This window comes from Pseudomonas sp. LF-5, from assembly GCF_037626295.1.
Lineage (GTDB): Bacteria > Pseudomonadota > Gammaproteobacteria > Pseudomonadales > Pseudomonadaceae > Aquipseudomonas > Aquipseudomonas monsensis.
The window spans coordinates 18,448-30,959 of sequence record NZ_JARKMT010000018.1; the positions used below are offsets into that span (position 1 = coordinate 18,448).

Sequence of the window (12,512 nt, forward strand, 5' to 3'; positions counted from 1 at the left end):
GGGTCGCAATCGCTCTTCAGAAAACTTTTCCAAGGCCGATGGTTAGGCTGCATCCCGCTTTCTACCCAGCCATCGGTACTTTCCCATGTTCAACAAACGCCTGAAGCAAGAGCTGGCCGCTCTTCGTGAAGAACTGTCCAGCCTCCTTCAAGTCAAGGACAGCCTGGAAAGCGAGATGCTGGTGCTGACTCTGGAGCCCGACGGACGCGTGCAGTCGGTCAACCAGAACTTCCTCAACGAGATGCTCTACAAAAGCCACGACCTGATTGGCCGTGCGATTGAGGACATTGTGCCGGCGCATGTGAAGGCCGATGAGTTCCATCATCGTTTCAAGGCTGCGCTGACCCGTGGTGAACATTTCGCCGGGGCCGTGCGCCTGATGCGCGGTAATGGCGAGGAGGCGTGGCTGCGTTCGATTGTGCAGCCCGTGCGTTCCTCGGACGGGCGGATCAGGCATTTCTCGATCTTCTCCAGCGACCTGACCCGCACCATCGAAGCCTCCCGTGAGCACGAAAACCTGATCGGCGCGCTGGTGCGCTCCACGGCGGTGATCGAGTTTGATCTCAACGGTAACGTTCTGAATGCCAACGAACGCTTCCTCAGCGGCATGGGTTACAGCCTGGCGCAGATCAAGGGCAAGCATCACCGGATGTTCTGTCTGCCTGAGGAGTACAACAGCGCCGAGTACCAGAACTTCTGGCGTCGTCTGAACAACGGTGAGTTCGTCGCCGAGCGCTTCAAGCGGGTCGACAGCCATGGTCGTACGGTGTGGCTGGAGGCGTCCTACAACCCGGTGCTCGATGCCAACAACAAACTGTACAAAGTGGTGAAGTTCGCCACGGTGATCACCGATCAGGTCAATCGCGAACAAGCGGTTGCCGACGCGGCGAGCATTGCCTACAGCACCTCGCAGCAAACCGACAGCACCGCGCAACGTGGCACCACCGTGGTCACTGAAGCGGTGAACGTGATGCGTGATCTGTCGCGACACATGCAAGCTGCCGGTGAGGGCATCGAAGCGTTGAACGAGCAGTCGCAGGTGATCGGCACCATCGTCAAGACCATCAGCGGTATTGCCGAGCAAACCAACCTGCTGGCGCTCAACGCCGCCATCGAAGCGGCCCGCGCCGGTGAACAGGGTCGCGGCTTTGCGGTGGTGGCCGACGAAGTGCGGCAACTGGCGTCGCGCACCAGTCAGGCGACTGAAGAGATCGTCGGTGTGGTGCGGCAGAACCAGGAAATGGCGCGCAACGCCGTGGCCCTGATGACCGATGGCAAGCTGCAGGCCGAACAAGGCCTGGCGCTGGCGGCAGAGGCGGGGACGGTGATTGTCGAGATTCAGGACGGCGCGCAGAAAGTGGTGGATGCCGTCGGCCAGTTCGCCAATCAACTGACTCACTGACCTGCACTGATCCCTTGTGGGAGCGAGCTTGCTCGCGAAAGCGGTGTGTCATTCAACATTGATGTGACTGACCTTTCGCCTTCGCGAGCAAGCTTGCTCCCACAGGTTTTTCGCCCGCCTTCTTTCTGTGGTCTGGCGCTACAATCGGCTCCTTTTCCCCCGGAGCTGATCCCCATGAGCGATTCCCACCGCCGCCCGGTGCCCCTGAACAAAGCCTACCGTTTGCTCAACCACGGGCCGACCGTGCTGGTCAGCGCCGCCCATGATGGCAAGCGCAACATCATGGCCGCCGCCTGGGCGATGCCGCTGGATTTCGAACCGCCGAAAGTCGCGGTCGTTCTCGATAAGTCCACCTGGACCCGCCAGTTGCTCGAAGCGTCCGGCACCTTTGTGCTCAACGTCCCGTGCGCCAATCAGGCCGACATCGTGCAAACCGTCGGCAATACGTCGGGCCTGGAAATCAGCCAGACCCAAGAGCAAGACAAGTTTCAGGCTTACGGCTTGCAGACCTTTGCCGGTGAACAAGTCGAAGCGCCGCTGCTTGACGGCTGCGTCGCCTGGCTCGAATGCCGTTTGCTCCCGGAGCCGCGCAACCACGAGCAATACGACCTGTTCCTCGCCGAAGTCATCGCCGCCCACGCCGATGAACGCGTGTTCAGTGAGGGGCGCTGGCATTTTGAAGGGCACGATAGTTTGCGCACCTTGCACCACGTGGCGGGCGGGCATTTCCTGAAGATTGGTGATGCGGTGGTGGGTAAGACGTTAGCGGGCTGATGGCAAAATATTGCCGGATGTTGCAAGGTGGAGGGCATCGTCAAGCCAATCAGGCGCATGCCCATGGATCTTTCCCTTTCGAGTTATCTGGCGCCATTGCTGTCGTTGGCCCTGTTGTGGACGGTGGCCGTGGTCACGCCCGGCCCGAATTTCTTCAACATCGCACAACTGGCGGTCAGCCGTTCCCGCCGTCATGGCGTTGTCGCTGCGCTCGGCGTGGCCAGCGGAACCGTGTTGTGGGGGCTGGCGGGTGGTTTGGGCATTCAGTCGCTGTTCAGTGCCGCGCCGACGCTGTACCTGAGCTTCAAGATCGCCGGTGGCTGCTACCTGATCTACCTCGGGCTCAAGCAGTTCAAGCGCAAGGCGCCGATCGTCCCGGGCACGCTCGATGCCTCGGAGCAGACATTGCTTGGCGCGTACGGGCGGGGCTTTCTGGGCAACATGACCAATCCCAAGTCCGCACTGTTCGTCGCAACCATTTTCGCCACCGCCATGCCGGCTCACATCCCGCCACTGTTGCTGGCGCTGGCGGTGCTGACCATGGCGACGTTGTCGTTCAGCTGGTATTGCTGCGTGGCGCTGTTCTTCGCCAGCCGGCGGATTGCCGCTGTGTATGAACGTTCGCGGCAATGGCTGGATCGCTTGGCCGGTGGTTGTTATTTGCTGTTTGGGGCGCATCTGGTGGCTAATCGCTGAGCCGAGTGATCTCCCGAGTTAATCAGTTGCATGAAAAAAGGCCTACCTCGCGGTAAGCCTTTTTTGTTTTGCGTCCTAGCCTCAATCCCCTAGCGCTTCGCCTTCCCGCCGCGGATCCGCGCCACCTTCCAGCGACGCTTTCCCCTGCGCATCCTTGACCCGTACGATGGCCTGGGTGCCGCTGGTCATGTCGATTTCATTTACCGCATGCCCTTTGTCTTTCAGCGCCTGGATCAGTACCGGGCTGAACTGGCCTTGTTCCAGTTCGGTCGGGCCGTTGCGGCTGCCGAAGTTGGGCAGGCTGATGGCGCTTTGCGGGTCGAGGTTCCAGTCGAGCAGGCCGACGGTGGTTTTCGCCACGTATTCGATGATTTGCGAACCGCCCGGCGAGCCGACCGTGGCGACGAATTCACCGTTGTTGCGATCAAAGATCAGCGTTGGCGCCATCGACGAGCGCGGGCGTTTTAAGGGCTCGACGCGGTTAGCGACTTTCTGCCCGTTCTCTTCGGGGATGAACGAGAAGTCGGTCATCTGATTGTTCAGCAGAAAACCCTGAACCATCAGGTGCGAGCCGAACGCGGCTTCGATGGTGGTGGTCATCGACACCGCGCCACCGAGGTCATCTACCGCGACGACTTGTGAGGTGGAGATGCGCAGCGGCGAGCGGTCCGGGGCGTAGGCCACTTGCACGCCCGGTGGGGTGCCCGGTTTGGCGCTGCCCATGCTGCGTTCACCGATCAGGCTGGCGCGGCTGGCGAGATAGCCCGGGTCGACCAGGCCTTTGACCGGCACCGGCACGAAGTCGGTATCGGCAACGTATTGCGCACGGTCGGCATAGGCCAGACGCTCGGCTTCGGCGATCAGGTGCACGGCTTGCGGATCCGGTTCAATGCCGGCCGGTTTATTGGTTTTCAGCGGTTTGAGCGGTGTCAGGGACAAACGTGGATCGCGGGTTTCCAGCGCCTGCAACGTACCGAGAATCTGCGCCACCGCGATCCCGCCCGACGACGGTGGCGGCATGCCGCACACCTGCCAGCGTTTGTAGTCGGTGCACAGTGGTGCGCGCTCTTTGGCCTGGTAGCCTTGCAAATCATTCAGCGACAGGCTGCCGGGGTTGGCGTGGCCTTGCACCTTGGCGACGATCTCTTCGGCGATCGGGCCTTTGTACAACGCGTCCGGGCCTTCGTTGGCGATGCGTTTGAGCACGGCGGCCAGCGCCGGGTTTTGCAGGCGCGTGCCTACGGCTTTGACGCTGCCGTCGCGGTTGAGGAAATACGCGGCCATGTCCGGCGATTGGCGGATCATCGGGTCGGACGCCAGCAGCGAATGCAGGCGCGGTGAAATCGCAAAACCTTGCTCGGCGAGTTTGATCGCCGGCTCGAACAGCGTGGCCCAAGGCAGGCGACCATGTTGTTTGTGCGCCAGTTCCAGCGCACGCAGCACACCCGGTGTCCCGACCGAGCGCCCGCCGATCTGCGCCTGCTGGAACGCCATCGGTTTGCCGTCGGCCTGCAGGAACAGCTTCTCGGTGGCGCCGGCCGGTGCGGTTTCGCGACCGTCGTAGGTGCGTACCTGTTTGCCGTCCCACAGCACGATCATCGCACCGCCGCCGATCCCGGAAGACTGCGGTTCGACCAGCGTCAGCACCGCTTGCATGGCAATCGCCGCGTCGATGGCCGAACCACCCTTGCGCAGTATCTCGCGCCCGGCCTCGGCGGCCAGCGGATTGGCGGCAGCGGCCATGTGTTGGCTGGCGTGACGGGTTTGCAGATCGGTGCGGTAACCGGAAGCGGCTTCCGGGGCCAGCGGCAGGGTCGAAGAGGGCGGGGCGTTGCACGCCGTGAGGGTCAGGGCGCTGACGAGCAGCGTCAGGGCTGGCAGGCGAAAGCGGCGCAGGGGCAGGGCTGGAAACACGTGGTGCTCTCCGTCCGTGGGGTGAAAGGTCTGACGGACTTTATCGACCGGTCGGTCGCGACGCAAACCGGTGGGCATTTTTGTCTTTCTTTTCGGGGCGGATGTTCGCTAGGGTCAACCGCAAATCCGTTGAGCTGCACTGAGCACCTGTGGGAGCGAGCTTGCTCGCGAATGCGCAGTGTCAGTCGGCAGAAATGTTGAATGTACAACCGCTTTCGCGAGCAAGCTCGCTCCCACAATTACAAGATCAACAAGAGACCGATATGCACAGCGAGTTCCCCTCCGAGTCCAGCTACCGCGATCAACGCGAGCAGTTCATCGCCGCCGCCAATGCCGCCGGCGCCACGCTCACTTCCTACGCACATCCACGTTGCGGGCCATTCGGCGAACCCCTGAGCACCGACGTCGCCGTGCTCGGCGATCCGCAGGCCAAACGTCGGCTGGTAGCGCTCAGCGGCACGCACGGGGTCGAGGGCTATTACGGCTCGGATTGTCAGATCGAATGGTTGAAGGCCTTCGTGTCGGGGTCGCTGCCCAAGGATGTCGCGGTGGTCATGGTGCACTTGATCAACCCGTGGGGCACGGCGTGGCTGCGGCGAGTCAACGAAGACAACATCGACCTCAACCGCAATCACCTGGATTTCACCGGGCCGTTGCCGGATAACCGCGCTTACGCCGCTCTGCATGAAATCTACGCCTGTACCGATTTGAATGGCCCCGAGCGCCAACGCGCCGATGCCTTGCTCGATGCGCAGATCAAAGAACACGGCTGGCCAGCGGTGATGTCGATTGTCGAGGGCGGTCAGCACAGCCATCCCGATGGCCTGTTCTACGGCGGCCGCGCGCCGAGCTGGTCGAATCGCACGTTGCACCAAATCATCGAAACGCATCTGGCGGGTGCGGAAACCGTGATGTGTTTCGACCTGCACACCGGCGCCGGCGAATACGGCCATCCGATGTTGCTGACCATCACCCAGGCGCCGTACCCGGCACTCGCGCAATCCCAGTCGATCTACGGTCCATGGCTTTACACCCTGCACACCGGCGCCGACACCTTGAGCGAAACCGGCGTCGCGGCGACGGCTACCGGGTACACCTCGCAGGCGTTGCTCAATGCGCTGCCGGGCGTGCAGTTGATGCCATTCGTGATCGAGTGCGGGACGTATCCGGGGCCGGAGGTACATCGGCATTTGCGCGATGACCATTGGTTGCATTTGCATGGTGATCCGCTGGATGCGACGGGGAGGGGGATCAAAGTGAATCTGCTCGAGCAGTTCTATCCAGCTGATCCGGATTGGCGCGCAATGGTCGGTTTGCGCACTCGGCAGATTTGGGCGAAGGGGTTGGCAGCCCTATCGGCAGAGCGCCCTGACTAGGTTTGGCATATCGCTGTGGTGAGGGGATAGATCTCCTCGCTACAAAGTCGGTAATCATCTTGACGTATAAAAAAGCACTTATTGCTTAAAACCAGGCAGTCCGTTAACGGCGCGCCATTCCTTAACCGCCTTCGTAATCCCCTCAGCGGAATTGTCTTCTCCTTGTTCGGGATAAAAAATCAGGTCGGTTCCATCCGGGTGGCCTGTGAGCAGCCTGAATTGTGCCAGCAGTTCACCAAGCTCCGAATCCGTTCCTCTTTTGTTTGTTGCCCGTATTTTTTCGATGAAGCGGATAAATTCGGTTTCAGTGTATTCAGATATTTTTTTCATGTGCGTTCACTGTCTTTTGTGTTGACTGATGTGATTCTTAGGTGTGTTGACTCGCAGGTTGTCTACGTCATAAACAGCGCCACCCTCTGCTATCCGCTCGACGTGATGTATCTCAAATACCCCGCGCGTGCCCACAGCCTCTCTATCTCGAACCGCGGGTGCGTTACCTGACATCAAACGATCCTGAGCATCTTGATTGAACTGGCTAAACAGTTCCGGATCATCACGAACCTCAGTCCAAAATGCTCTTCTGAAGGCATCGAAGCTTGAAAACTCCCGCCCCCTAAGCCTATCCGCAATCCGTGTCGGAATCGGCGCACCGATCCCCGTTCCGGCCCCAGCAAGCCATATCCCCGAAACATCCTCGCCAACCCCCGTCACTGTACCCGGCGTCAGTCTGGCCGGCCTCGAAAACACCACATACAGTGACTTCAAACCAGTGTCCGCCGGGAACACCAGAATACAATCCTCGGCAGTAATGTCCTCGCCGGGCAGGCCTTCTATCTGGGTATCAGTGTTCTCGGGAATCGGATGAACAAGGATCGTGTTCAGTTGCTCGCCGTGTTCTGGATAAACCAGCGGCGGCATTGAACCGAGTGGCCCGCGTTGCGGCGTCCACAAAATCGTGATGCCGTTGAGCTTGGCCTCCATCGCAGTCTTGTCGCTGTTCCACTCGACTTTTACGGTACGCACCGAGTCATCGCCCGAAGCGCCGGTGTGGATGCCGTAAACCTGCATGACTCCTTCGGCATCACGCCGAAACTGGAAGCGCACACGAGTGGCGGCGCGGCTCATGCGGCGCAGTTGTTCATCGGTATGCAGCGTGCCGTCACCCATGCGGGTCGGCAGCATCCCGAGGACGAACACGCTGGCCGGCCCACCGGCGCCGCGAATTGCCCAGTTGAGGCGCTGTTGCAGAATGCCGCCGCCTGCCAAACGCCCCAAGGCCAGATCGGCGCCTATCGCTGTCGCGACAGCGGTGCTGGCAGAGGGCAAGAGCATGGCGCCGGCGACCATGACCTTGCCGAAGTTGCTGGCGGGTTCGGGTGCCGTACCGGCGTCCGTTCGGCACCAGTTATCCACAGTGCAGGACTTGGCGAATACCTGATCTTCGCGGGGCTTGGGCGTTGGCCATTCATCCTTTTCGACGTACACCGGCTCCGGAGGGGGAGGCGGATTCCAAGCGGCCCACGAGCCGTTCCATCTCGGACGTTCCCAAGGCCAATCTTCATCGAAGAGAGATTTGAATAGAGCCATGCCAACTCCCTGTATGGCTTTGAATCGAGCCAGGGAAGCTTGTCGGTCAATGGGGGATTCGGGCAAACCGATGGGGTAAGTTTCAGGCGCTTGGTTTTACGAAAAATCCAATTCGTACCTGAATCGGACCTGTTTCCTACGGCGCTCTCTCGGCCTGTTGATTGGCGATTGATTCAGATGAACCAGCGGTGTTTCGCGCTTGTAGTCTTTCGCTTTGGATGGAGGGCGCGTCTGAATGTTTCCTACAGATTTTTCAGGTCGACAACTTACGCGTCTTTACCTGAGGATATTTTCTGTTGTTTTTCCAAGATGGATTTCAGATGAAAAGGATGAGTCCGTTGCCAATCAACTCTATTTTCAGTCGGCCGTTGTCATGAGTATTTCCAATGATAATCGCGATTTTCTGGTGGCGATGGGCAGTCGCATTGCTCACTTACGCAGAGTGCACGAGATAACACAGACGCGGTTTGCAAGGGCTTTAGGTCTTTCCCGGCAGACCTTTCAGGGTTACGAGGAGGGCACGCGCAGCATGCCGGTCACGACACTGGTGAAGGTGGCGTTTGCGCTTCGCGTGCCTGTTGATGACTTGCTCGGGGTTCCCACGTACTCGGAGCCGCCCAGACGCAGCTTGACCTCGACGTGGTATCGACGGTTGCAGTCCATCAATGAGCTTTCGAAGGTCCAACAGAAGGTCATTGCGCAGATGCTCGACGCCTTGATCGCACAGGCAGCGACCAAAACGAGCAACGAACAGAAGGATATTTTGACGTAACCGACTACCGAGACTTTTCTCGAGGCATAAAAAAACGGCCTACCTTTCGGTAAGCCGTTTTTAGTACTTGGTGGCTACACAGGGACTTGAACCCCGGACCCCAGCATTATGAATGCTATGCTCTAACCAACTGAGCTATGTAGCCAAGTGGCGCGCATTATTCCCCTGAAATGGAAAAGCGTCAAGCGTAAATTTAAAATATTTCTTCTTATTTTCAACCGCTTATCCTCCGGCCCGCGAAATCCGGGCCGGGCGGGGCATCAACGCAGCTGAAATCTTGCGGTATTCGCGCTCAAGGCATCGCTGCCCTGACTCAAGGTGTCTGCTGCCAGATTCACCGCCCGCGCACCTTCGAGCAATCGCACAGCGGCTTGATCGACCTGCTGGATATTGGCGCTGACCTCGTCGGCGGTGCTCGCCTGTTCCTCAACCGCCGTGGCGATCTGCGCCAGGGTATCGGTGACGCTCTGCACAGCGCTGGCAATTTCGCCCAAACGTTCACCCAGACCGGTGACCGATTCGGCATCGGTTTGCGCTTGGCCGCACGCGGCTTCCATCAGACTCACCGCTTCATTGACCGTGGCGCGCAAGCTGTCGACTGTGCCGGCGATCTGCGCGGTGGACGACTGTGTACGCTGCGACAAGCTGCGTACTTCATCGGCCACCACGGCGAAACCGCGTCCCTGTTCACCGGCGCGTGCGGCTTCGATGGCCGCATTGAGTGCGAGCAGGTTAGTTTGCTCGGCGACACCACGAATGGTGTCGACGACCAATTGAATCTGCTGGCCTTGCTCGCTGACCCGGCCGAGTGCCGCTGCAGTTTCGTTCAAACGCTGATTGAGCTGCTGAATACTCGCCGTGGTGCGCTGGCTGTCACGGCTGCTGTCGGCGGCAATGCGCCGGGTGTGCTGAGCGCTGCCGGAGGCCTGTTCGCAACTTTGCGCCACGCCTTGCGAGGTGGCGGCCAATTGCGTCGCAGCGGCGGCGATCTGGCTGATCTGCAATTGCTGCGCTTCGACTTCGCTGAGGGCGCCGCTGGAGTGTTCGTTGAGGCTGCGCACCGCGTTGCTCAACTGCGAGGTCTCGTGATCGACGCCGAGCATGCTGCTGCGCAACTGCACCACGGCCACGTTGAGCGCAGTGCTGATCGCCGCCAGCTCATCGCGACCGACCACGGGCACTTGCAGGCTCAGGTTGCCGTCGCGCAGGGCTTCAGCGAGCAGGGTGATGCCGCTGGCGCTGCGGCGGATCGAGGCTTGCAGGCAGATAAACAGGTACAACGCTGCGAGCAGCAGGCAGCCAAAGATCACCGCGACCATGATGAATTGGCGAATCGCCGAGCTGTGGTAGGCGTCAAGCCGTTGATCCAGCGCCACCAGTGATTGCTGGCGCAGGGCGGCGAGGTCGCTCAGCAAGGCGTCGAGGCTGCGTTCGAAGTCGTCCGGCTTGAGGTTGATGCTGCCGCCGAACACGCCGTCATCAAGGACCTTCAAGCCGCTGTCGAGGTGTTTCAGGCTGTCGTGGTATTGGCTGGCCCAGCGTTGCTGATCTTTCGGCAGGCGCGCTTCGAGCAGCGTGGCGGTTTTGACCAGTTGCTCGCGGGCATCGCCGATACGGCTGCGCAAGTCGCGCAATTGCAAACGGCTTTGCAGGGTGAACTGGCCGGAGACTACCGAGGCCTGGCCGACCGCTGCCAGACGTCCGACCCGCTCGATCAGATCCGGCGCGTGCTGCGTGGAGATCTGCGTCAGCAGATAGGTTTCCAGCCACGGCGCGAGGGTCAGGCGGTTATCCATGACAATCTGCTCGCGTAATGCTTGCAGCGCGCTGAGGGCGTTGGTGAATCGGTCGTAGCCGTCCGGCCACCAACCGACACCGCTGAGACTTTTCGAGTCCAACCCGTTCAGTGCGGTTTGCAGCGCCTGATAGCGGGTGAGTGTTTCGCCCTCGGCACCTTCATTTTTCAGTGCAGTGCCCAAATCGGTGGTGGCTTGCAGGACGGCCGGTTGTACCGCATCGAACGCGCCCATGGCGGCGAGGGTGGCCGGCGTCGGTTGGCGATTGGTTTCCGTGGCGCGCCAGCGGGCGGCGCGGTCACGTTGGGCCGCGAGCAGGTTGTCCAGCGCATCGAGCGAGAGCAACTGGCGCACGCCGGCGCGTTCGCCGGAAATCAGATTGAGCTTGTCGCGATAGTCCTGGCCGATCATCAACAGGCTGCCGGCCAACGGCAGAATGAACAGCAGAAACAACAACTGGAATTTACCTGCGAAGCCAAACCGCCCCAGCAATTTGATCCCCGGTGAAAGGAAAGCCTGCATGCCTCATGACTCCTCTGGACACCACGCACCATCGGCGTGCATCGCGGTCGTGCGACGTTGATGGGGTGCCCTGCTAAAAGGCCTCGAAAGTTCACTCTCGCCCGCTCTGTGGGCCGGCTCTGTAGCGAAACTTCCCATTGTCGGTGCCCTTTGTAAGGGCGCCGCGTTCAAGGGGAGAAGCAAGGCAAGATTCAGACCATGGCGTTGCGCTATCACCTTGCAGTCGACGATCAGTCAGTTAGTTAGCTGGCTAAGGGGATGGCGTTCACGCACCGAAAAATGGCACATTGACGCACTTGCCTGCGCGCACCCATCTGCTGTCCGGAATTCCAATGGCTATCAGCAACGTTCAGACCGCCGCTGCCTCAGCGTCCGCTCCTCCCCAAAGCAGCCCGTTAGTGATGCGCATCATCGGCGCGGTCGCGCTGGCGCATTTGATCAATGACCTGATTCAGTCGGTGTTGCCGTCGATCTATCCGATGCTCAAGGCCAATTACGGTCTGAGCTTCACTCAGGTCGGCCTGATTACCTTGACCTTTCAACTGACCGCGTCGCTGTTGCAGCCGTGGGTCGGTTATCACACCGATCGGCATCCCAAGCCGTGGCTGTTGCCGGCAGGTTCGATCTGCACGCTGATCGGCATCGTGATGATGTCGGTGGTCGGCAGTTTCCCGTTGATTCTGCTGGCGGCGGCGCTGATCGGAATCGGTTCCTCGACCTTCCACCCCGAGGCCTCGCGGATTGCGCGACTGGCTTCGGGTGGGCGCTTTGGTCTGGCGCAATCGACTTTCCAGGTGGGCGGTAATGCCGGTTCCGCTTTCGGCCCGTTGCTGGCGGCGGCGATCATCATTCCGTTCGGTCAGGGCAACGTCGCGTGGTTCGGTCTGTTCGCGGTATTTGCGCTGTTCGTGCTGTACCGCATCAGTCGCTGGTACGCCCATCACCTGAACCTGTTCAAACTCAAGGCCGGCCAGGCGGCGACTCATGGGCTGTCGAAGGGCAGGGTGACCAGTGCGTTGGTAGTGCTGGGGCTGTTGGTGTTCTCCAAGTATTTCTACATGGCCAGCCTGACCAGTTACTTCACGTTTTACCTGATCGAAAAGTTCGACCTGTCGGTGGCCAGTTCGCAGTTGCACCTGTTCCTGTTTCTTGGTGCGGTGGCGGCGGGTACGTTCTTCGGCGGGCCGATCGGCGACAGGATCGGGCGGAAGGCGGTGATCTGGTTCTCGATCCTCGGTGTGGCACCGTTCACGCTGCTCATGCCCCACGTCGATCTGTTCTGGACCACCATTCTCAGCGTGATTATCGGCTTCATCCTCGCCTCGGCGTTCTCGGCGATCGTTGTGTACGCGCAGGAGCTGGTGCCAGGCAATGTCGGGATGATCGCCGGGATCTTTTTTGGTTTGATGTTCGGGTTTGGCGGGATTGGTGCGGCGTTGCTGGGGCATCTGGCGGATGTGCACGGGATTGAGTACGTGTATTTCCTGTGTTCGTTCCTGCCACTATTTGGCGTACTGGCGATTTTCCTGCCACGCACCAAAAAGGCCTGATCCCACAAATTGTCAGGTGGTGTGGCGGAGAATATTTCAGGCACAAAAAAGCCGCGTATCAAACGCGGCTTTTTTTTGGGCGTGTCGCTTACACGTTGAAGCGGAAGTGCATCACGTCGCCGT

The 12,512-nt window shown here is 60.1% G+C and carries 9 protein-coding genes, 1 tRNA gene and 2 pseudogenes; 7 read left to right on the top strand and 5 right to left on the bottom strand.

The window, feature by feature from the left end; translation table 11 throughout:
- Positions 1–175: 175 nt before the first annotated feature.
- The 4 genes and pseudogenes from PseuLF5_RS28415 to PseuLF5_RS27950 all read left to right on the top strand — a co-directional run.
- Positions 176–814: pseudogene (locus PseuLF5_RS28415) on the top strand (PAS domain-containing protein); the annotation flags it as partial.
- A 150-nt stretch (positions 815–964) separates the two neighbouring features.
- Positions 965–1,402, top strand: a pseudogene (locus tag PseuLF5_RS28420) (methyl-accepting chemotaxis protein); the annotation flags it as partial.
- A gap of 174 nt (positions 1,403–1,576) precedes the next feature.
- The gene (locus PseuLF5_RS27945; RefSeq protein WP_340135099.1) at positions 1,577–2,176 is read left to right on the top strand and encodes a flavin reductase family protein; all 600 of its coding nucleotides are present in this window, start codon (positions 1,577–1,579) and stop codon (positions 2,174–2,176) included.
- 63 nt (positions 2,177–2,239) lie between these two features.
- The gene (locus PseuLF5_RS27950) at positions 2,240–2,872 is read left to right on the top strand and encodes a LysE family translocator (RefSeq protein WP_123463010.1); all 633 of its coding nucleotides are present in this window, start codon (positions 2,240–2,242) and stop codon (positions 2,870–2,872) included.
- Positions 2,873–2,953: 81 nt separating this feature from the next.
- On the opposite strand, the gene ggt is transcribed toward PseuLF5_RS27950, so the two are convergent.
- Positions 2,954–4,786 (bottom strand): gamma-glutamyltransferase, encoded by a 1,833-nt coding sequence (gene ggt / locus PseuLF5_RS27955; RefSeq protein WP_340135105.1) that lies wholly within the window; start codon positions 4,784–4,786, stop codon positions 2,954–2,956.
- 263 nt (positions 4,787–5,049) lie between these two features.
- On the opposite strand from ggt, the gene PseuLF5_RS27960 reads away from it, so the two are divergent.
- Positions 5,050–6,162 carry a DUF2817 domain-containing protein gene (locus tag PseuLF5_RS27960; protein ID WP_340135100.1) on the top strand — a complete coding sequence of 371 codons (1,113 nt, stop codon included), beginning with the start codon at positions 5,050–5,052 and terminating at the stop codon, positions 6,160–6,162.
- A 78-nt stretch (positions 6,163–6,240) separates the two neighbouring features.
- Here the strand turns inward: PseuLF5_RS27960 and PseuLF5_RS27965 are convergent, their stop codons facing one another.
- Entirely contained in the window at positions 6,241–6,492 is a 252-nt protein-coding gene (locus PseuLF5_RS27965; protein WP_340135101.1) for a bacteriocin immunity protein, read from the bottom strand.
- A 6-nt stretch (positions 6,493–6,498) separates the two neighbouring features.
- Complete coding sequence (locus PseuLF5_RS27970; RefSeq protein ID WP_340135102.1) at positions 6,499–7,749, bottom strand: S-type pyocin domain-containing protein; 1,251 nt, start codon at positions 7,747–7,749, stop codon at positions 6,499–6,501.
- A 235-nt stretch (positions 7,750–7,984) separates the two neighbouring features.
- On the opposite strand from PseuLF5_RS27970, the gene PseuLF5_RS27975 reads away from it, so the two are divergent.
- Positions 7,985–8,521 carry a helix-turn-helix domain-containing protein gene (locus PseuLF5_RS27975; RefSeq protein WP_340135103.1) on the top strand — a complete coding sequence of 179 codons (537 nt, stop codon included), beginning with the start codon at positions 7,985–7,987 and terminating at the stop codon, positions 8,519–8,521.
- A 68-nt stretch (positions 8,522–8,589) separates the two neighbouring features.
- On the opposite strand, the gene PseuLF5_RS27980 is transcribed toward PseuLF5_RS27975, so the two are convergent.
- Positions 8,590–8,666: transfer RNA gene (locus PseuLF5_RS27980), tRNA-Met, on the bottom strand.
- A 115-nt stretch (positions 8,667–8,781) separates the two neighbouring features.
- Positions 8,782–10,839 carry a methyl-accepting chemotaxis protein gene (locus PseuLF5_RS27985; RefSeq protein ID WP_340135104.1) on the bottom strand — a complete coding sequence of 686 codons (2,058 nt, stop codon included), beginning with the start codon at positions 10,837–10,839 and terminating at the stop codon, positions 8,782–8,784.
- A gap of 332 nt (positions 10,840–11,171) precedes the next feature.
- On the opposite strand from PseuLF5_RS27985, the gene PseuLF5_RS27990 reads away from it, so the two are divergent.
- On the top strand, positions 11,172–12,389 hold the full coding sequence (locus PseuLF5_RS27990; protein WP_322375580.1) for an MFS transporter: 1,218 nt from the start codon (positions 11,172–11,174) through the stop codon (positions 12,387–12,389).
- Positions 12,390–12,512: the final 123 nt, after the last annotated feature.

Coding starts and splice junctions, on each gene's coding strand:
- PseuLF5_RS27990 (WP_322375580.1), top strand. CDS start 11,172: ATGGCTATCAGCAACGTTCAGACCGCCGCTGCCTCAGCGTCCGCTCCT.
- PseuLF5_RS27975 (WP_340135103.1), top strand. CDS start 7,985: ATGTTTCCTACAGATTTTTCAGGTCGACAACTTACGCGTCTTTACCTG.
- PseuLF5_RS27950 (WP_123463010.1), top strand. CDS start 2,240: ATGGATCTTTCCCTTTCGAGTTATCTGGCGCCATTGCTGTCGTTGGCC.
- PseuLF5_RS27965 (WP_340135101.1), bottom strand. CDS start 6,492: ATGAAAAAAATATCTGAATACACTGAAACCGAATTTATCCGCTTCATC.
- PseuLF5_RS27945 (WP_340135099.1), top strand. CDS start 1,577: ATGAGCGATTCCCACCGCCGCCCGGTGCCCCTGAACAAAGCCTACCGT.
- PseuLF5_RS27960 (WP_340135100.1), top strand. CDS start 5,050: ATGCACAGCGAGTTCCCCTCCGAGTCCAGCTACCGCGATCAACGCGAG.
- PseuLF5_RS27985 (WP_340135104.1), bottom strand. CDS start 10,839: ATGCAGGCTTTCCTTTCACCGGGGATCAAATTGCTGGGGCGGTTTGGC.
- PseuLF5_RS27970 (WP_340135102.1), bottom strand. CDS start 7,749: ATGGCTCTATTCAAATCTCTCTTCGATGAAGATTGGCCTTGGGAACGT.